Below are 20,929 nucleotides of genomic sequence, written 5' to 3' on the forward strand. Positions count from 1 at the left end.
GCAGAGGCGCAGAGAACAACCAATCCGGCAAGGCTCTGATGAAAGTCGGGATATCCCGATGTGTCAACGGCCTGGAAGCAAGCAAAAAGTAAAAAGGCACAAGGAGGAGCTTATTTTACTTTTACTTTTCAATGACATCCTCTGCGTCTCAGCGTCTCTGCGGGAGAATTACTAATTCTTATGTAAATGCCATTCGGGTTAGGCCATTAGAGAGAAAAAGAAGATACAGTCATGCATAACCGTACTAGCCATACCCATACTTTGATCATAGCCGGTCGCATCCTTCTGCCGGGGATGGTGCTCTGCCTGCTTCTTTTCACTCTTCCCCTGAGGGCTCAGGGAGCGGTGGAACCTGAGGTCAAATTCACCTCATCCCTCAACCCGGTCGGATCAGGGGCCAGAGCTCTTGGCATGGGGGGTGCTTTCATTGCCTTTGCCGATGATGCCACAGCCGCATCCTGGAACCCGGCTGGTCTGAAAAACCTGCTGAGGCCGGAAATGAGCATCGTAGGACAATATGACAACCGCCGGGAGAGCTTTTCCTTCAGCGACTCACCCGGAGCTTCGAATGAATATGGCATATCGAGCGAGTATCTGAATTACCTGAGTCTGGCCTACCCTTTCCGCTGGCAGGACCGGAATTTCGTCTTCTCGTTGAATTATCAGAACCTCTACAGCCTGAACCGGAAGATGAACTACCAGTGGCAGGATGAAAATCCTCAGGGAGCTTCCAGCATGACGTATGAAGTCACCTACCGGCAGGAGGGCAGCCTCAAGGCTGCATCACCGGCCATAGCCGCCTTTTTGACCCGCACGGTCTCACTCGGTCTTACCCTCAACTTCTGGTCGGATAAATTCGGTGATAACGGATGGGTCGAAGATTACCGCAAGTCAGGCAAGGGAATCAAAAGAGGAGAGAAGTGTGAAAGCACTGAAGAATTCAAAGACCGTTACTCCTTTTCGGGATTTAACACCAATATCGGGCTTCTGTGGGACATACGTCCCTCTGTTACCCTTGGGGCTGTGGTCAAGACTCCCTTTACCGCCCGACTCAGGCATGAGGGGAAAAGTCTGAACCATACGATAAACCCGGATACGCCGTTACAGGATAATCCTGTCTATTCCCCCCCTTCCACCGATGAGCAGAAGCTCAGCATGCCCTTATCGTATGGGCTCGGCCTGGCTGTCAGACCATCCGATCGCCTCATCTTCGACCTGGACCTTGCCAGAACCGAATGGAACGGCTATGTACTGCGCGATGCCGAAGGACGCAAAATCGACCCCGTCACCTGCAAGCCCAAGGAGCAAAGCTCGATCAAACCTACCCATCAGGTCAGGCTCGGTGGAGAATATGTCTTTCTACTGAAAAAGACGACCTTCTCATCCCGGTTTGGACTGTTCTACGATCCGGAGCCAGCCGCAAAAAATCCGGATGATTTCTCCGGCTTCAGCCTCGGCTTGGGTATGCTCCTTGGCCGCCTGGCCCCGGTGTCTTTTGATGTCGCTTACCAATACCGTGTTGGGAGGAATGTGGAGGGAGACAGCATCAAGGGCCAGAATTCACCCGCTGACGTGAAGCAGCATTTGTTTTATTATTCAGCGATATTTTACTTTTGAACTATCCTGATTTTGCGGTTCCTTCAGGCATGGTCCCTGCTTTCCCTTGAGCACACTGGATATGACCCTGGCCAGTTCCTTGATTTCATAGGGCTTGGCAATTCCACCGCAGAAGCCGTAATCCTGATATGCCGAGATAACCGGATCGTTGGAATAGCCGCTTGAGACGATCGCTTTGACTCCGGGGTCCATTTCACGGAGCTTCTGGACGGCAAACTGCGCCCCCAGGCCTCCCGGCACGGTGAGATCCAGGATAACGGCGTCAAAGCCACGGCCTGAGACCTTGGCCTGCTCATAGAGCTGTACCGCCTCACTGCCCTCTTTGGCCAATGTGACCTCGTATCCAAGGTCCATGAGCATGTCGCCGACCATATCCCTGATGGTTTTCTGATCATCCATGAACAGGATTTTCCCCCGGCCGGTGGAGAAATCTTCTTCCACCACATTTTTGACCGCAAAAAGCTCTTTCTCTGAGGCGGGGAGAAAGAGGTGGAATGTCGTACCCGCTCCTGCCTCGGATTCTGCGGTAATATATCCTCCATGCTTCTTGATAATGGAGTAGCTGGTGGCCAGACCGAGCCCGGTTCCTGTCTCTTTGGTGGTAAAGTACGGGTCAAAGATCTTCTGAAGATGCTCTGCGGGAATACCGACTCCCTGGTCCTGCACCGATATCTTGACATATCTTCCCTCCGCCAGGGGCAGGCTCTCATGAGCTTCGATAGTCACATTTTCAGCCCATACCCTGAGATTTCCTCCCTGCGGCATGGCCTCGATAGCGTTGATGGTCAGGTTATTGATAACCTGCCTGATCTGGCCTTTATCGGCCTCAACCGGCCAGAGATTATCCGGCATCAAAAATTCGCTTTGCACTTTGGAACCGACTAAAGAAAAGCTCATGGCTTCTTCCAGGATTTCAGGAAGAGAGATGATCTTTTTGACCGGTTCCTGAACGCCCCGGGAGAAGGCAAGCAACTGCTGGGTTAAGTCCCTGGCTGCAAAGGCAGCTTTTTCCGCCCTGGTCAACCAGTCAAAAAACTTTTCTCCCTGTTTGGCATGCAGTTTCAGAAGAGAGAAGCTGCCGATGATAGAGCTCAGAATATTGTTGAAGTCATGGGCAATGCCGCCAGTCAGGAGACCAAGGGACTCAAGCCGCTGGGCCTTCTGCACCTCCTCTTCCATCCTTTTGCGCTCAGTGATATCCTTAAAGTTTTCCACAATGCCGATCAGTTCCCCGCCAGGGCTTTTAAAAGGTATGGCTGTCAAGATGCAGGAGGTTTTCAGACCCTCCTCCCTGGGCTCAATTTGCAGATCGGACTCGAAGCACTCCATACCCTTATGGATCATAGCCAGGGGACAGTTTGGGGTGTGGCAAAGCGGGTGGTGCAGTACCTCGTGGCAGGTTTTCCCTATGGCTTCATCCCTGTTCAGGCCAAACAGGCTGCAAAATGCCTCGTTGAACCGCAGCACTTTGAAATCCTTGCTGATCACGCATATTCCATCAACCGCTGCCTTGAAAATCTGGTTGAGCTCCGCATATGCCAGCATGGTCCTCTCCTCTGCCTGCTGGCGCTCGGCAATCTCCTGCCGAAGCTGTTCATTGGCCGCGGTCAACTGACTGGTGCGCTCTTTCACCAGTTTCACCAGCCGTTGGCGGTAGCGCTCCTCACTTTCACGAAGCGCCCGCTCGTTCTCGGTGCGTATTTCTTCCAGACGCACCCGCTGAATGGCTTCGCCAAGTTGCAGGGCAACTTTTTCAAGCATGGTTACTGTTTTTAAGGGAAGCATGTTTTCCCGCTGGTCAGCCACATGGATCACACCAAGAGTGCTCTCACCCAGGCGGATCGGAACCAGGGCTGTGGATTCGTATCCTGTCTGCTGGCGAACCTTGCAGGTCTCACCACCCTTCTCTTCCTCTTCCGAAGGTGCGGCCAGGAACCGGCTCATATGGTTCGTGAAAAAGGAGCCTGCTTCGGTGCACCAGGAGATCCGGGAATTCGTCTCTCCTTTCATGACCCTGATGCACATGCACTGTCCGGATTTGATCGACAGAGGGTCCTCGGCTTGATAAAAGTCTTTTTCGAAGCCGTCACATGCCTGGTAGGGGATGTTGCCTTCCTCATCCAGAATCCTGATGCCCACGGCTTCGCATCCGGTAAACTTCCTGATTTCAGCTATGCACTCCTGGAGCAGGGGGTTCATCTTCGTGTGCCGGTTGGTGATTTCGAGAAACCGGTGAGTAATCCTCAGTGCCTCTTCCACCTGCCTGCGGCCTATGGCATAGCGTATGGAGTGAACAAGCAAATGGCCATCCACCTGCCCCTTGAACAGATAATCCTGGGCTCCCTTCTCTACAGCTTTCATGGCTGTCATTTCATCGGCCAGGATGGTCAGAATAATGACCGGCACATCCGGTGCCTGAAAGGCTACCCGCTCGAAGGTGGCAAGACCATGGCTGTCAGGCAGGGAAAGATCCAGTAAAACTATGCCGACCCTTTCCCTGGCCAGGCAGTCCAGGCCGCTCGACAGCCGGTCGACCCACACAAGATCAAAGGGAAAATTCTTCACCTCACGGAGCATTTCCCGGATCAGCCGGGCATCTCCCGGATTGTCTTCGATCAGTAATATTTTCACCGGCTTATTATCCATCACTCACAGGCTCCCGGCAATTTTACAATGGTAAGCCAAAAACCTTCGATGCCTTTCACGACCTCGATGAACTGATCAAAGTCAACCGGTTTGACAATATAGCAATTGACGTGCAGGTCATAGGTCTTGAGAATATCCTCTTCGGATTTCGAGGTCGTCAGGGCAATCACCGGAATACGCCGCAGATCCGAATCATTTTTTATTTCCGCCAATACCGCCCGGCCATCCTTCTTCGGAAGGTTGAGATCGAGCAGAATAAGGTCCGGGTAGGGTGCCTGGCTATACTTACCCTCATGGTGCAGAAAAGAAATAGCCTCTACACCATCCATAACTACACGCAGATTATTTTGTATTTTGGCCTCCTTGAAAACCTCCTCCGTCAAACGTACATCACCGGGGTTGTCCTCAACCAGGAGAATCTCAATCGGTCGGATCGATGCTGATTGCATATTCATTTTTCCTGTTCCTTAATTTATATTTAAAAAGCTTTATTTAATAACTTATCTCGGAAGAGTGAAGTAAAATGTTGCTCCTTTTCCAGGTTCAGACTTCACCCAGATACGTCCGCCATGCCGCTCCACAATTCTCTTGCAGATAGCCAGTCCAATGCCGGTACCGGGATATTCCGCTTTGTTGTGGAGACGTTGAAAAATGACAAAGATTCGCTCGGCATACTCCGGATCGATACCGATACCGTTATCGGATATCGAAAACAGCCAGGTCTTTCCTCTTGGCTCGACCGTAATATGAATGAGTGGCGGTTCCTGTCCGTGAAACTTGATTGCATTGCTGATCAGGTTCTGAAAGAGATGGACCAGTTGCGGGCCATCAGCCATAAGTGTCGGCAGCGGGTCGAAGGTAATGATTGTACCGCTCTCGGCAATCGCCTCCTGGAGATTGGCTATGGCCTGGTTCAGAACCACCGTGCTATCGATTGGCTGAAATTCCTTCCCATGCGTGCCCACCCGTGAATAGGACAGAAGATCATTGATCAGACCCTGCATGCGGACAGCGCCATCCACGGCATACGCAATAAAATCATCAGCACTGGAATCGAGCCTGCCCTTGTAGCGCCGCGACAGGAGCTGCATATAGCTGGCTACCATGCGCAACGGCTCCTGCAGGTCATGTGAAGCCACATAGGCAAACTGCTGCAGATCGGCATTCGAACGGGCAAGCTCTTCCGCCCGCCGGGCCAGTTCCTTCTCGGCTTTTTTCCGTTCGGTAATGTCCTTGAAATCCTCAACGATTCCAAGCACTTCACCATCCGGCTTCCGAAATGGCGTAGCCGTGACAATGCAGGGGATCATAGTGCCATCCTGCCTTTTTTTCTCGGTGTCGCATTCGACCCTCTCCTCACCATGAAGAATTTTGATCAGCGGACAATCAGACGTATGGCAGAGAGGACCGGGGAAGGTCTCATAACATTTTTTACCTACAGCTTCATCAGCCCTGCTCAGGCCCGACAGGTTCAACAGGGTCTTATTAATCCGAAGTATGGTGAAGTTTTTGTCGATTACCCGCATGCCATCGGCTGCGGTGTTGAATATCTGATCGAGCTCGCTATTGCGCTCCCGCAACTTCTCATTGGCATCAGCCAGTTTTCCATTGGCTGCCTCAAGCTCTTCCTTGGCTGCCTCAAGCTCCTCATTAGTGCTTTGCAGCTCCTCGTTGCTTGACTGAATCTCCTCGTTGGCAGCTCTCAGTTCCTCATTGGTACTTTCCTGCTCCTCGATAGTGGATTGCAGATTCGCTCTGGTTGCTGCAAGCTCCCGCCGTAATCTGACGACTGTCTCGTGGTGCTCATCCAGCCCCTCGGTCTCTTCATTTCCCTGATCACCTTTCAGGTGAGTGGACTCACTCTCTCCGGGTTTAAGGCCCCTGACCTGAGCGCAGTCGGTCGTTGTGTGCAGGTTAAATGCGCCACTGGCCTGCTCCTCCCCCCTGTTTTCCTTCCCCTTGCCAACAGACATCATTTCCGGGGTGTGCTTCTGAGTGGTAAAATCAACAGGCAGCGAGCTTGTGACCGCTCCTTTCACATAGATTTTATTCTTCTTGTCAACCACAGGAAAAAGGTCCGAAAATAGAGCGGCGCTTTCAGACGATCCCAGGATAAGAAACCCCCCGGACTTCAGGGCATAGTGGAAAAGACGGATGACCCGCTGCTGTAAATCCTGCCCCAGGTAGATCAGAAGGTTCCGGCAACTGATCAGGTCCATATTTGAAAGAGGGGGGTCTTTGGTTACATCCTGCCTGGCAAAGGTACACAGCTCCCGGACATGGCTGGCAATCCGGCAGCCATCCTCCGTGCGGATAAAAAAGCGCTGCAGGCGCTCCGGCGAGATGCCGGGATTTTCCGGATACGTGGCGGACCGTGCAGTTTCGATGACTTTCCCGTCAATGTCGGTGCCAAAAATTTGGATCGGGGGCAGGCAATTGCACCCGTCGAAAAACTCCAGCAGGCAGATAGCTATGGAATATGCTTCCTCACCCGTCGAACATCCCGGAACCCAGACTCTGATGGGCAGATCGGGCTGCCTGTCCCTCATCAGGGCAGGCAATACCCTGCTCTGTAAAGTCTGGAACACTTCCTGCTCACGGAAAAAGGCGGTAACCTTGATAAGGATATCCTCATATAAGGCCATCACTTCGGCAGGATGTTCAATAAGGTACTTCAGATAATCGCCTGCCTCGGGAATCTTTTGGAGAGCCATGCGCCGGGTGATACGTCGGCTGATGGTTGTGTACTTATACTGAGTAAAGTCACTGCCGGTTACATTCCGCAGCAAAGCAAGAATCCCGGTCAGGGCTTCCCTCTCTTTTTCCTCATCCCTGGAAAGCTCAGATTCATGCCCTCCTGGAGAACCTCCGGCATTGTCTCCGCTCTTTTTTTGAAAAAACCTGGATGCTGATTCTTTTTCCTGCATTTTCCTCTTCTCCCCGATAATACTTTGTATACCTGGACTAGGGAATTGCCCATAATACCTTGCCAATACATGGCAAAATAGTTCATCGGTCGAATTTATTGTTGATAAAACCTTGTATTATTCTATAATACTAATATTATGTTAAAACTTAAAGGCTATTTTCTTACATTATACAACAAAACTTAATCCTATCATAACAATTTTTTTGTCATATCTCTCTACCGGACACTTTTGAGGTAACAACCGCGAATGAACGCGAATGAACGCGAACTGAACAAAGAGGACTCGATAATGAAGGCAAATCAAAAGAATTTATTAGCGTCTATTCGTGTGCATTCGCGGTTGATTACAGGAATTGAAAAAAAAGTGTCCGGTAGCGAATGTCATATCTATTTATCCCGCAAATTCAGATGAATTAAAGGAAGGCTTGGTACTCTGACCCAAGATCTGCTTTGCATGCTATACTTTCAGGGAGAAATAGTATAAAATAATCAAGGTAAATAGCCGCTCCCTTAAAAACACCCAGGAGGAATCGCCAATGACTGAAAAACCCTATGTAGGAATCGTGATGGGCAGTGATTCTGACCTGCCCATCATGTCAGAAGCAGCCGGGGTTCTGGATAAATTCGGTGTGGAGTACCGGATCGATATTCTCTCCGCCCACAGGACCCCTCAGAAAACCGCCGAGTATGCCCAGAACGCCATTCAGCAGGGGATCGGGGTAATCATTGCCGGTGCTGGAGGAGCGGCACACCTGGCAGGCAACCTGGCTGCCTGGACCGTGCTGCCGGTTCTGGGAGTGCCCATTGCCTCTTCTTCCCTGCAGGGGCTGGATGCCCTGTTGTCCACCGTGCAGATGCCCGCAGGCGTGCCGGTGGCTACCTTGAGCATCGGAAAAGCGGGAGCCAAAAACGCGGCTATTCTGGCTGTTCAGATTCTCTCGCTCCAGTTCCCCGAACTGCGGCTGAAGCTGATCAACTTCAAGAGAGAAATGGAAGAGGAGATAGAGCAGAAGAATGCAGAACAAAAGAATGCGGCCCTGTCAAAAAATATACCCATCTGAACACTCCCCTGATGCGCCTGCTGCCCCTGATGGGCTGTCGTTACCCGACGCCAGTGGCGATTTCTCTCACCGGGTTATCAGGGTTGATCCTCACCGTCCGGAGCCATCGAGTCTCCGGAAGGCAGCCCAAGTAATACGGGAAGGCGGTCTGGTGATCTTTCCCACGGATACCCTCTATGGGCTGGGGTGCAGTGCTTTTCATGAGCCCTGCCTCGATCGGATTTTCTCCCTGAAGGAGCGTCCGTCGGCAAAGCCCCTGCCAGTCCTGGTGAGTGGGCCCGGCCAACTGGCCGAACTGATTCGCGGCCCGGTATCGGCCCTGGCTCACGACATTATTCAGGAATTCTGGCCGGGAGCCCTGACCCTGATCTTTCAGGCCGCAGACAGGGTCTTGGCCCGGATAACCGGAGGAACCAAAACTATCGGAGTGCGGATGCCGGGCTGTCAGCTTACCCTTGATCTGATCAACCTCGCCCGTGTCCCCCTGGCAGCCACCAGTGTCAATATATCAGGCAGGCCGGTGCATCAGGAAATGAGGAGCATGATAGCTGAATGGGCACCAAAGGTTGAGCTGATCCTGGATGCAGGAGCTGTCCAGGGGAATCTGGCCTCAACCGTTCTTGACCTGACCACCCATCCACCCAGGCTGCTGAGAGAAGGAGCCATCAGTGCCCGAAGACTGCACCGCTATCTTGGCCCGGACCCTGAACCGGATCAAAAGCAGACTGGCTGAATTGCCGGTCCTTTTTCAGATCGCAGCCCTTCTTGGTGACATGGGCATATCCGGCTACCTGATCGGAGGAACTATCCGTGATCTTGTTCTGGACCGCCCCATCAAGGATATTGATCTGGCCATCACCGCCAGCCCGGAACGTTTTCTGAAAAGGCTGTCCGGAAAAGTTCCCGGCCACTCGGTCTGTCTGGACAGGGAATTTCTCACCTTCCGGTTTATGACCAAAGATCAGCACTGGTTTGATGTTACACCTCTGAAAGGGGAAACCATCATCCAGGACCTTCACCGGAGAGACTTTACCGTCAATGCCATGGCCATTGATCTCCAGAATATTGCTGCTCCTGATTCTCCCCTGCACCTGATCGATCCTCTGGGGGGAATCAACGACCTTGCTCAAAGAACCATCCGGGCAGTTTCTGAAGAAGCATTTCGCGATGATCCCCTGCGGATACTCAGGGCTTTTCGGCAGGCAGGGCAACTGGGCTGGCGGATCGAGGAGAAAACCGGAAATCTCATCCGCCGGGACCGGGATCTGCTTAAAAAACCAGCCCCGGAAAGAATCCGGGAGGAATTATTTTTGATCCTTTCGATGGACCATGCCGGTCCCACCTTCAGCAGGCTGCATCAGAGCGGTATTTTGCCCATCCTTTTCTCCCCGGTTCTGCCGGAATGTCCTGAACGGCAAGAAGCTCCTGAAGGGAAGGCTCTTGCGGAGGGTAAGCATGGCTGGGCAGATGCCCTGAGGAACCTGGCCTCAGTGGAGGCGATTCTCTCCTGTCTGCCGATCGGCGATCCGGCCTGCCTTCGGGAAATCCACAGCCTGCTGTCCCGGACTTGCGGGCATCAGGCAACCTATTGGCCGCTATTGAAACTTTCCGCCTTCCTCAGTGCAATGCTCCAAGGTTGGCCGGCAAAGAACCATGACCGGCTCGATTCCTTCCTCCGGTGGCTATGTCTCAGCACTCCCCAGCGAAAGTATGTCCTTGGCTGCATCCAGGGACTGGAAAAACCCCTTGAGCTGATATCAAGCCAATGCTGCACTCCCCGCTATTTCCTCCGCTTCTTCCGGCAGTTCGGTGAAGCCGGCCTCGGTGCCCTGATCCTCAGTATAGCCCGCCAGAGGGCGGATAACGTCTCCCCTGACCTAATCAGGGACATGGATGACCTCTTGAGCCGAATGGCAAGCTTTTATTGCACCTGGCAGCAAATGAAATCCCATCCGCTGGTGGATGGGAACTTCCTTCTTGATTATTTTCACCTTTCGCCGGGTCCCGTCATCGGCGATATCCTCAATTTTCTGGAGGAAGCCAGAGCCGAAGGAGAGATACAAACCAGAGAGGAAGCCATAGAGCTGGCCAGGCAATTTTTTAACTGACCACCGACCACTTATCACCACTCAACCCCTCGCTACATATCCCTTTGCAGCAAAATTCCATCCGCATGACGATAGAGATAAGCGTGAAGGCAGAAACAGGAATGAGGAACGCTTTTCTCCCTCGCCCCCTCAAGGGGGCGAGGGAGAAAATCAGGGAAGGCTGGGTGGGGGTGATGGTTATTATCATCCTCCTCATCGATAAAAGGGGAACATCTGCGGGATCAGTGAGGAGTCGCCCATGAATGACTTATTCAGGTATTTTTCTCTGTGTTTCTCTGTGCCTCGGTGTCTCTGTGGTATCATTGGTATTTTTTGTCTCTATGGTATCATTGACACTTGGAATGAACATCCCTTTACCGGTCCGGAGTCGGAAGAGGTGTCGGCTTGATGATCGAGAAAGTGCAGCTTTCTCTGTTTGATCTCCTGATGTGTCTTTCCGAGGCCATGGACCTGGTCAGCGATATGGTGGTCAACCACCAGAAACGGGTCAGTTATATAGCCCTGCGTCTGGCTGTGGAGCTCGGACTTTCGGTTCAGGAGCAGAATGAATTGATCATTGCCGGAGCACTCCATGATTGCGGAACCTTCTCGCTCAAGGAAAAACTCGACATTTTGCAGTTCGATACCCGGCTGCTCTGTGATCATGCTGAGATTGGGTATCAACTGCTGAAAAACTTCCCCCCTCTCAAAAAATCAGCCCTGCTGATTCGCTATCATCATCTCCCCTGGCAGGATGGACGGGGAAGCGAATGGGCAGGAGAGCCGGTGCCATCAGGAAGCCACATCCTGCATCTGGCCGACCGGATCGACATTCTGGTCGATAAGGAGCGGGAGATCCTGGGGCAGGTGCGGGGAATCCGCCAGAAAATCTGGGAGCGGTCGGGTACTCTGTTCATTCCCAGCCTGGTGGAAGCCTTCGGAGGGCTTTCCTCCAAGGAATATTTCTGGCTGGATCTGGCATCTCCCTTTCTGGACGATGTCCTGATCCGGCGCGGGCCGATGTCAACTTTAGAGCTGGGCTGGAATGACCTGATGGGCCTTACCAACCTGTTCTGCCAGATCATCGATTTTCGCAGCCCCTTCACCGCTACCCATTCCAGCGGAGTGGCAGCCTCGGCAGAAGCACTGAGCCAACTGGCGGGCTTTTCCGAGCGGGAGAGCCGGATGATGAAAATCGCCGGATTTCTCCACGATCTTGGCAAACTGGTTATTCCCTCCGAGATCCTGGAAAAGCGGGCTCATTTGACTGAAAGTGAATTCAACCTCATCCGCAGTCACAGCTTTTATACCTACCGGATACTGGAGAATATCTCCGATTTGAGCACGATCAATGCCTGGGGGTCTTTCCATCACGAGCGGATGGATGGTCAGGGCTACCCATTCCATTACCTCGCCAGGGACCTCCCCCTGGGGTCCAGGATTATGGCTGTAGCCGATGTATTTACGGCCATTAATGAGGACCGGCCTTATCGCAAGGGATTGACAAAAGAAAGCGTTTTACCGATCCTTCGGGAAATGGCCAGGGATAAGGGTCTTGATCCAGCCATGGTTTCAATCCTGGAGCGGCATTATGATGAGGTCAACAGCCTTCGCCTCAGAGCGCAGGAAGTTTCTCATCAGGAATACAAGGAAATACTGTCGCCTGCCCAGTAGTCAGCATCTGCGGATGACTTTCACTATATCAGGGTCCAAGTATTTTCAAGGAATCTCGCATCTCGAATTCAACTGCAATATCCAGTTACTGTTCAATTATTGGCAATACAATGTTTAATCATTGAAGACAAAATTTGAACACTACGGTTAAAATTCTTGCAGAATCTGTAAATTATTCTTGAATGGCACCAGACAACTGCCCTCCCCGGAATAAGAACTCATGCCATGATCACACTGAGATCACACTGATATAACAGCACTTCCCTGCCTGATTATATCCATAAAAAATGGTAATTCTGTGGTGGTACACAAATTGCAGCTTCCTTTTCCCTGAGACCGGAACTGGGTATTTCTCATTGCTGCAAAGCCGATGGATAGGATTTCTTATAATATTCTAATATCTGTTGTCATCATAAGGAGATAAGCAATGGGTAAAAAGTTATCATTTATCTTGCTCAGTTTTTTACTTATGTTATGTTCAATGAATAGAGCCAGTGCTACGGTTCTCACCTTCCGGCCCAATCAGCTCAATTCTTCCATCCCGATAGATTTATGGGATTTAGATCATGGCAAGTATTACCTCTGGGGCATGAGTGGGAATATGCCGACTCAGGAGACCATTGTAAGTGCCTCTTTGTTCATTGATAATATCAATGACTGGGCTGTAGAGCCTGATGATAGATTATATATCCACTTGCTCGATAATCCTTCCCCGGGTGTCAGGGTGAGAAGTGACTCCGAGGGAGGGGGAGATAATTTTCTCAATCAGGGGATTCTGCTCACGACATACACTGATCATAATGAAACGGGACCTCAGCAGAGAAATAATCCTCCGGAAGACTGGAGGTATGTCTTTACTGCCGCCCAGCTTGATATTTTCAAGGATTACGCAGGCAACGGGATATGGGGTTTGGGTTTAGACCCGGATTGCCATTACTACAACGATGGAATAACCTTCACGGTGGAAACTGCTCCTGTGCCTACGCCTTTACCATCCAACTGGTTACTTTTTCTTGCCGGACTCGTAGGATTGGCGGGAACCCGGAGAAAGCTCTGGTGACATTTCGGAGTCTTTTTCGGGAAATGTCGATAACCCTGTGCCTGTCCACCATTGACCAGATTCCCAAAAAATATTGACAATCCAATTGACAGGTAAGCTGGTACATGGCATACTTATATATCAGTTGACTATATAAAATCAGGGATGAACCCTGGACATGGAAAATATCAGCCTATACCCGCCCCTGCTGGGCCAGGTTCAGGAGATCGGGTACAGGTTAAGACAGGCAGATCAAAAGCCCTGGAAAAGGGCTGTCTGAAAAAAGCCATGAAGGCTTTGAGCCGACGGGAAAAATCGGCGCAAGGTATTCATGGCTTTTTTTGTTTTTCAGCTCCCGCCTTGGCCGAAAAACCCGGTCTATCTGTCCGGCAAAAAACCCGGTCTATCTGTCCGGCATTGCCTTAATTGGTCATATTCTTCAATTCAAAGTATGGTTCAATTTACCATGTTACCGTGTTAGCGTGTTTTTCAGTCCAAAGGAGGAAAATGGAATGCTGAAAATGTTGAAATGGTTTGGTAAAGGAATATGCATTTTTCTCTTCAGTATGTCTTTCCTTGTTGGTTTCCGGTGCATTGTCCTGGCTGAGGAAAAACCTCAGCCGGAGAGGGTGCTGCAGCTCGATGAAGTCAATGTCGTGGCCTCACCGATCATCGAGGAGAACCAGGTAACCAGGTACGGCAGTCAGGTGACGGTAATCAGCACCGAGCAGATATCCGACCTCAATGCCCAGGACCTTCCTTCCGCCCTGCGGAGGACTCCGAGCGTGATTATTTCCCGGCATAATCCCATCGGCAGCTTTGGGGGAGGCACGGGGGGCACCATATTCATCAGGGCGCAGGGCAGCTCCCGCCCCGGTGCCGAGATTCAGACCCTGATCGATGGAATTCCCAAATTTTCCGGGGTCTGGACTCATCCGCTCATGGATTCCCTCAGCATCGATCCGGTCGAGTCGATCGAGGTCTACAAGGGGGCACAGCCGGTGCTCTATGGCAACATGGCCTTCGGGGCCGTGAATCTGGTAACCAAAAGAAAAAGAAAACCCGGTTTTTCCACCAGCCTTCAGGGATCAGGGGGATCGTACAATACCTGGGTAGAGGTTACCGAGCATGGCGGCAAGATCGATGCCTTCGATTATTATCTCATCCAGAGCTACCGCAAATCCGATGGTCACCGGGATAATGCCGATGGCGAGGTCAAGGATTATTTCGGACGGATGGGGTATGAATTATCGCCAGCCTGGGATGTCAGCCTGACCTTGAACCGCACCGACAACTGGGCTCTCGATCCGGGACCGGAGGGCAGACCCCGGGATGCGCAGGGCAAGTTCAGTATCAACGATTCCATGACTGTCCTGGCCCTGTCCAACCACTATGAACGGGCTGACGGGTATTTCAGGCTCTATTGGGACAAAGGGGATATGGACTGGGAAGATCAGCCGGATACCAAGAAACCCAACCGGGAGCTTTTCGATACCCTGACCGACTACACCAACTACGGCTTTCGTACCCGGCAGATCATCACTCCCTGGGAAGCTGGCGAAATCATGGCCGGGTTCGATCTTGACTTTTTCGGCGGCAGGGTGACGGAGGTCCGGCCTTCGGGTAACAAGCGGATGGACCGCGAAACCTTCCGCCTGGCAGCTCCTTACCTGGCCATCAGCCATCAGTTTGGCCCCAAAGAGAGCTGGCACCTTACGCCTTCAGCCGGTGTGCGCTACCTTGACCACAGTCAGTTCGATGACCAGTGGGGTCCGCAGGCAGGCATGATCCTGGGATATAGGGAAACGCAATTGCATGCCTCCTACGCCAGAGGGATCAATTACCCCGGCATCAATGTCATTGCCCAGTCGTATCTTTCCTGGGGCCGCAATACCCTCTGGAGAAATCTCGATCCTGAGATCCTTGATCATTTTGAAGTGGGACTGTCCCACACATTCAGCCCGATGATCAGGGCCGATGCTACCGCCTTTCAGGATAATGGCCGGGACCGGTTCCGGTTTGTGGCTCCGCCGCCTCCCCCTGCGCATTTTGAAAACATCGAGACCTACAAAACCAGGGGAGTCGAGACCACGATTACCCTGACCCCGTCCCCCGATCTGGCCTTCTTTGCCGGTGGGACCTATCTTGACGGTGACCCCTATGACCTGCCCAATGTTCTCAAATGGAGCGGCAGCGCCGGAGCCACCGTGCGGTTCCTGAAACACTTTCAGCTCAGCCTCGATACTCTCTACCTCGATGAGCACTATGTCACCAATCCCCGCTTCCCCGGCGCACGGGACAAGGTCGGATCAGCCGCTCTCCTGAACGGTAAGTTGAGCTATAATTTTACCATTCAGCCGGTGAAGAAGTTTGACGGACAGATTTACCTGGCCGGAGAGAATCTCCTGGACAGAGAGTATGAGTACAAAAAGGATTACCCCATGCCCGGCATCAACGGAATGGCCGGATTAACCGTGAAATTTTAGGGAAGGCCAGAACCTGTGGAGGATACAATTATGAATTTGGTCCCCAAAAATACACCCGGAAGAAGGCTGCCGCTGTCCGGCAGGCGGCTGGTGGATGTGCTGGCCGCGGCAGGGTTCCTGCTGGCGCTGACAGCAGCCCTGTTGTGGATGGGCCAGGCGGCAGTCGTACCTTTGGCATATGCCCATGAGATAAAGATTCCGGTCATTGTGGATACTGACATGGCCCTCGATGATGTGCGGGCACTGGCCATGATGTTCAACTCTCCGCACGTCGAAGTCAAGGCCGTTGTCACTGCGGATGGCTCATCATCTGCGCAGGCCGGATACCGGAACCTGCTTCGCATCCTGAAGTTTCTGGAAGCCCCGGAAATTCCGGTGGGAAGGGGAAAGAGTCTGGATCAGCCGCCGCCTGCCTGGAGGGAGCGTTCGGAATCGCTCGGCTGGGCACAATTGCCTGCTGCTGCCGCTGCTTCCGCCGCCGCACAGGAATCGGCTCCGGAGGCCGTATCGGTAATTATCAGTACCCTCTCCAAAGCAGAGGACACGAAAATAACCTATGTCTGCCTCGGCCCGCTCACCAACCTGGCCGGGGTACTCGAGAAAAATCCTTCAGCCAGGGACCGGATCGCAGGCATTCTCTATGCAGGCACACCGCCTGATGCGCCGGATCCGGACTGGAATACCAGCCGGGACCGTCAGGCAGCCAGGGCGGTTTTCAGTTGCGGTCTTCCCCTGTATACCTTCTCCACCGGGAGTCCGGGCGGGAGTGCGGAGCCGTTCAGCTTTGATTCTGAGCTGCTTCAGGATATCCGGAAATACAGCACCAGGTCCGCCCGCCTGATAGACCTCCTCCACAGCGACAGCAGGATGCAGAAGCTCATGCAGAATCGGCACTTCAAGATCTGGGATGAACTGGTGGCCCTCTACCTCAATGACTCTTCCCTGGGGGGCAGGGAGCCGGTCCAGATTAAGAATAACCTCTTTGCCTTTTCACAATGGGATTGGAAAACAGTCCGGCCTGCCTATCTGGAACTGGTATCCGGAATTGACAGCCAGAAGCTCAGCCCCAGAATTCCGGTTATTCTCGAACAATACCCTACCAATCCTGGTGATTTTCGGGAAGACCTGCGCCCTTTGATTCCCAAGATCATTGCTGTTCACGGAGTTGAAGAATGGAAAGCCGCGCTTCTGACCAATGAGCTTCATCGTCACCTGGGGATTTATTCTATCTTCGGGGCAAAAATGGGCATCCGGGCCAGAGAGATTCTCGGTGCCTCTCTGGATGAGCTTTCCGTCGAGAGCATGGCCGGGTTGAAACCGCCTGTAAGCTGCATGAACGACGGCCTGCAGGTATCCACCGGGGCCAGCCTGGGCAGGGGGACCATACGGGTTATCGAGGAAAAGGCCCTCCCTGAAGCCACCTTCGTCTTCGGTTCCAAAAAACTTCATATGCGGATAAAAGATGATATCCTCAAACGTATCCAGGCCGATATCAAAGACATCGTTCAGCGCTTTGGATCATTGACCCCCCAGTACTTCGAGGAGGTCAGAAAACTTTCCTTCCGGTATTGGGCGGACATGAACCGCAGCCAGATATTTGAGGAGACACTCGGAGAGTGAAGAAACATCCGGGGGACAGCCCCTGATATTTCCTGGTAAATGTCAAGAGAGCTGCCCCCTTCGATGCTCTGCATGTTGATTAGTTTGACAAGACAAACCATTTTTGAAATACTAGAGAAGAATTGAACAACTATAAAAGTAAGAGGGTAGAGAGATGAACAAGACTGCTTTAAAAAAGCATGAAATTTATAATAAGTTAACAGAACTTACCGAGCAGGAATTAGGTTCTATTGCTGATTATGTCGATTTTATGCGGCACAAGAAGCAGCTTGAAGAGGGAAAAACCATCAGACTGGAAGGAATCCTGAAGGGCTATCACATTGATCTTTCCTTTTTGAAAGAACTTAAGGAAAAGACATGGAAACATGTGGATGAGGAATCTAGCGGTGAATAGCTATGTTACCGATACTCAGGCATTGATAAAGTTTGTGATGGGGCAAAAGGTTATCAATCACAACTGTCATCAGGCTTTTTGGTCTGCTGATCGGGGTGAAAATATTTCATTATTCCTGCTGTAGTCTTGATGGAAGTTCTGTACCTATTTGAAAAGAACAGGATCAGGATCAATCTGCTTCAAACAGAAGATCTTATGAAAAGCAGGAACTATCAATTCGAGCCACTCAGTCTGGATATCCTTAAAACAGCTTCCGAAATAACCGACATCCCCGAATTACACGACCGGCTTATTGCTGCCACAGCCAGATACTTCGATGTTCCCCTCATTACGAATGATCCGGTGATCCGGCAATCGAAGTTTGTTAAGATCCTGGAATAATATAATCCTGATCGACCTCTTGATTAATCCACAGCTATCAGATTTCTGAGAAAGGCTCTCAGAAATCTGAGGTTCCATGACAATATCTGATTACCAAAGCTCAGGCACGATAGTCAGATTACCTCCTTTAACCTGCTGATAAACCTTTCTTTTAGCTAATCCATCTTATTATCCCCACATTCTGGAATTTGAAAAACCACGATGGCATGAATATTGCTATAAGATATAGTAAATAAAAATTCTGATCTATTTATCCATATATATTGCACAGCCATTGGCAGGGTAACAGAGATTGTCGTCTTCCTTTTTCACCTTATAGCCAAAAAGGACAGGTCATTATACTGCAAACGGGTTAAAAACTTTACTTTTTGTCGAGAATTAGGTTATCAGTGGAGCATTACCAGGCTCTCAGCGAAAGGAGTGGAGCGAGATGAAATCAAGAGACAGGTATAAAAGAGTTCCTTTTTTTGGTGTTTTTTTACTTATTTCCGGCTTAGCTGTTTCGACAGCTTTTGCCCAAAGTCGCCTGTACAGCCAATTGTATAGTCAAAGTGTGAGTAACCCGATATCGATATCGGTCCTGTTGTATGATCCCCCATCAGGCTCATCAGCCGGTGATTTGCCCTGGATCACTGAGGTGAATCAAAAGGAAGGTTCAGCACCTTACCTGTTCTCCTATCTGCCCTGGTCTTTTCCTGAATATAATACCGGCTATAAGCCGGTTATGAGCTTTGGTCTCAGGCAGCAGGCCACTTTCTCTGATTCTGCCTCGTATAAGAGCTATCGGAACAACTATCAGGGGTATTGGGACTCCCTGCAATACGACTACACCCCTGGCCTGCCCCGGTGGGGATATGGCTCCTCCGATACCTATGGGATATTTGGAAACCCCTATGGGAGAGCCTATGGCCTGATTTTTAATTTCAATGATTTCTTCGGCTTCAAGCCTTCTGTCATTAATCCTTCCCCGAAGGAGGCGGCTGCTCTGGAATGCACGGCAGTAACGGACAAAACCGGGTATGAGAGCGGAGAACCGGCTGCCATCACCTTTACGGTAACCAACACGGGGGGACAGCCTGCTGACCTTCATTTTTCTTCCGGAAAACAGTATGATATTATCATTAAGGATGAAGCGGGAAATCAGGTCTGGCAGCAATCCCGGCACCAGTTCTATACCCTTAGTCTGGCCAATCTGGTAGTGCAGCCGGGGGAAGTAAGAACCTACCGGAGCCAGTGGGATCAAAAGGACGACCAGGGGGCACCGGTTTCAGGAGGGGTCTATACCGTGGAAGCCTTCCTGACTCCTTCCGGCAAAGATTATCAGATCGGCGCTTCCACCAGGCTGTCGATTGCAGATCTGATTATCGATGAATCATACCATGAAAAGACTATTCATATCAGCCAGGGGAGCCTGGTCCAGATCAACCTGAAAGCCAATGTCTCGACCGGCTATCAATGGCAGGGAGAGTGGGACACATCGTTGATGGCATTGCATGACCACTCCTATCTTGACTCACCCGCTGGGCTGCTCGGCACGGGTGGCACCGATGTATGGCTCCTGAAAGCTCTGGCCGCAGGAGAAACGGCCCTGTCTTTTACCTGCCATCGTCCCTGGGAGACCGGAGTCGATCCGGCACAGGAGTTTATCGTGTATGCCGTAATCGATACGGTCAGCCAGCCTCCCGACACTCCTCCCGCCCTGCTGGCAGCACCCTTGACCTATACCGTAAGAACGGATAAGGCCTTGTATTCTCAGGGGGAGGAAATTATCATTACCTTCACGGTAACAAATTATCGTGGAGCTGAGCCGATTACCCTTAACTTTACCTCTGGCCAGAGATTTGATGGTGTGGTGAAAGATAGCGCAGGCAAAGAGATATTTCGATTATCCGACAACAAGTTCTTCACTCTCAGCTTGGCTTTCATCGAACTGGAGCCGGGAGAAACCCTGAGCTTTCAGGACCGATGGGACCAAAAGGATAGTCAGGGTTCCCTGGTGCCGCCTGGAACCTATACCCTGGAGGCCTTTTTAACCTCCTCTGATTATTCAGGAAAAGATGCTACTACGATTACGATTGGTGAACCCCGCATTAAGAGCTTCGCCAACAGCGGCTGCAAGACCGCAACCCGGGGGGATGTTTCCCTGTCCTTAACCGAGGAACTTAAATTCAGCTATAGTTATCAACAGGATAGTGGTATCCTTTTCCTGAAGCATACCAATGCTTCCTTCAACTGCTGCATCGAAGAGATCACGGTAACCATGAGCATAGAGGGCCAGGTTATCAACGTCTATGAAGAAGAGAAGTTAAAGGGAAGCGGATGCCGCTGCATGTGCAACTACGATATTACTGCCGAAGTGGTCGATCTGCCTGCCGGTACCTATGAGGTGAACTTTTTCAATAAATCGAGCGGAAAATTGTCCGGAACTATCCCTCAAGTAATTATTCCTTGAGGAGAGGCATTCTTACCTACGCGGCCAGTCAGCCCCCTCCCCCTTACTCTCCTCCCCCAGAGGGGCCAGAGGGGAAGGGATAAGGGGAGAGGGGGCTCCAGTCATAGCCTGTCCCGAAATGCATCCCGGTATGAAACGTTTACCACGCTTACCTGTCCACCCAATGCCGGTCAACGATGAAGTTTGTTCCCGAGCCTTTTGTATTATTGACTTCACAATAAAGGTAACTCTTTCAGAGGCATTGAGGTTGTGATGGTTTCGACGAAATTGGAGTACCTTGGCATATTTAGGCAGAATGGCACTGAGACCGTGCACGATAATTGATGGACTTGATTTCACGGTATTTGAGGGGAACCAGATACCAGTTGCTGATATTTTACCGTGAAAATATTGGGGGACCAAGGGCAAAATCCTCCCTTCCCGTCAACCTGCCGGTTTATACAGGCTGGATTGCAGCCCACGGAGAGTGGGGTTAACTCAAATTTACCTGTGCTTGTACAGGCCAGTAGCCATACTTCTTCAGTGCCTTTATCCACGGGTGCA

At 51.3% G+C, this 20,929-nt stretch carries 15 protein-coding genes; 12 read left to right on the top strand and 3 right to left on the bottom strand.

What is annotated here, in order from left to right:
* The first annotated feature begins 231 nt into the window (after positions 1-231).
* Positions 232-1,617, top strand: coding sequence for a hypothetical protein (locus AB1611_09900; GenBank protein ID MEW6379904.1), 1,386 nt, complete (start codon positions 232-234; stop codon positions 1,615-1,617).
* Here AB1611_09900 and AB1611_09905 read toward each other — a convergent pair.
* Genes AB1611_09905 through AB1611_09915 form a run of 3 tightly spaced genes read right to left on the bottom strand, consistent with a single transcriptional unit; the run spans position 1,597 to position 7,190 of the window.
* A complete protein-coding gene (locus AB1611_09905; GenBank protein MEW6379905.1) occupies positions 1,597-4,263 on the bottom strand; it encodes a response regulator in 2,667 nt (888 codons plus the stop codon). The two genes, AB1611_09900 and AB1611_09905, sit on opposite strands and share 21 nt — an antisense overlap.
* Positions 4,263-4,718: a response regulator gene (locus AB1611_09910; GenBank protein MEW6379906.1), complete on the bottom strand. Its 456-nt coding sequence runs from the start codon at positions 4,716-4,718 to the stop codon at positions 4,263-4,265. Before AB1611_09910 ends, AB1611_09905 begins: the two co-directional genes overlap by 1 nt.
* Before the next feature lie 45 nt (positions 4,719-4,763).
* The gene (locus tag AB1611_09915) at positions 4,764-7,190 is read right to left on the bottom strand and encodes a CheR family methyltransferase (protein ID MEW6379907.1); all 2,427 of its coding nucleotides are present in this window, start codon (positions 7,188-7,190) and stop codon (positions 4,764-4,766) included.
* A 538-nt stretch (positions 7,191-7,728) separates the two neighbouring features.
* Here AB1611_09915 and purE point away from each other — a divergent pair.
* From purE to AB1611_09970, 11 genes are all read left to right on the top strand, one after another.
* Positions 7,729-8,253, top strand: coding sequence for a 5-(carboxyamino)imidazole ribonucleotide mutase (gene purE / locus AB1611_09920; GenBank protein MEW6379908.1), 525 nt, complete (start codon positions 7,729-7,731; stop codon positions 8,251-8,253).
* Positions 8,207-8,986, top strand: a complete 780-nt coding sequence (locus tag AB1611_09925) for an L-threonylcarbamoyladenylate synthase (GenBank protein MEW6379909.1) — start codon at positions 8,207-8,209, stop codon at positions 8,984-8,986. The genes purE and AB1611_09925 overlap by 47 nt, the downstream gene beginning before the upstream one ends.
* Entirely contained in the window at positions 8,922-10,361 is a 1,440-nt protein-coding gene (locus AB1611_09930; GenBank protein MEW6379910.1) for a hypothetical protein, read from the top strand. Before AB1611_09925 ends, AB1611_09930 begins: the two co-directional genes overlap by 65 nt.
* Positions 10,362-10,426: 65 nt before the next feature.
* Entirely contained in the window at positions 10,427-10,603 is a 177-nt protein-coding gene (locus AB1611_09935) for a hypothetical protein (protein ID MEW6379911.1), read from the top strand.
* Positions 10,604-10,748: 145 nt separating this feature from the next.
* On the top strand, positions 10,749-12,014 hold the full coding sequence (locus tag AB1611_09940) for an HD domain-containing phosphohydrolase (GenBank protein ID MEW6379912.1): 1,266 nt from the start codon (positions 10,749-10,751) through the stop codon (positions 12,012-12,014).
* Positions 12,015-12,495: 481 nt separating this feature from the next.
* Positions 12,496-13,074, top strand: a complete 579-nt coding sequence (locus AB1611_09945) for a hypothetical protein (protein MEW6379913.1) — start codon at positions 12,496-12,498, stop codon at positions 13,072-13,074.
* Between the two features lie 491 nt (positions 13,075-13,565).
* Positions 13,566-15,539 (top strand): TonB-dependent receptor plug domain-containing protein, encoded by a 1,974-nt coding sequence (locus AB1611_09950; GenBank protein MEW6379914.1) that lies wholly within the window; start codon positions 13,566-13,568, stop codon positions 15,537-15,539.
* Positions 15,540-15,569: 30 nt separating this feature from the next.
* A complete protein-coding gene (locus tag AB1611_09955; GenBank protein ID MEW6379915.1) occupies positions 15,570-17,159 on the top strand; it encodes a nucleoside hydrolase in 1,590 nt (529 codons plus the stop codon).
* 154 nt (positions 17,160-17,313) lie between these two features.
* On the top strand, positions 17,314-17,553 hold the full coding sequence (locus AB1611_09960) for a hypothetical protein (protein ID MEW6379916.1): 240 nt from the start codon (positions 17,314-17,316) through the stop codon (positions 17,551-17,553).
* A gap of 111 nt (positions 17,554-17,664) precedes the next feature.
* Positions 17,665-17,934, top strand: a complete 270-nt coding sequence (locus AB1611_09965) for a PIN domain-containing protein (GenBank protein MEW6379917.1) — start codon at positions 17,665-17,667, stop codon at positions 17,932-17,934.
* A gap of 430 nt (positions 17,935-18,364) precedes the next feature.
* The gene (locus tag AB1611_09970) at positions 18,365-20,386 is read left to right on the top strand and encodes a BsuPI-related putative proteinase inhibitor (GenBank protein ID MEW6379918.1); all 2,022 of its coding nucleotides are present in this window, start codon (positions 18,365-18,367) and stop codon (positions 20,384-20,386) included.
* The last annotated feature ends 543 nt before the right edge of the window (positions 20,387-20,929 follow it).

The organism is bacterium (assembly GCA_040755755.1).
In the GTDB taxonomy this organism is placed as follows: domain Bacteria; phylum SZUA-182; class SZUA-182; order DTGQ01; family DTGQ01; genus DTGQ01.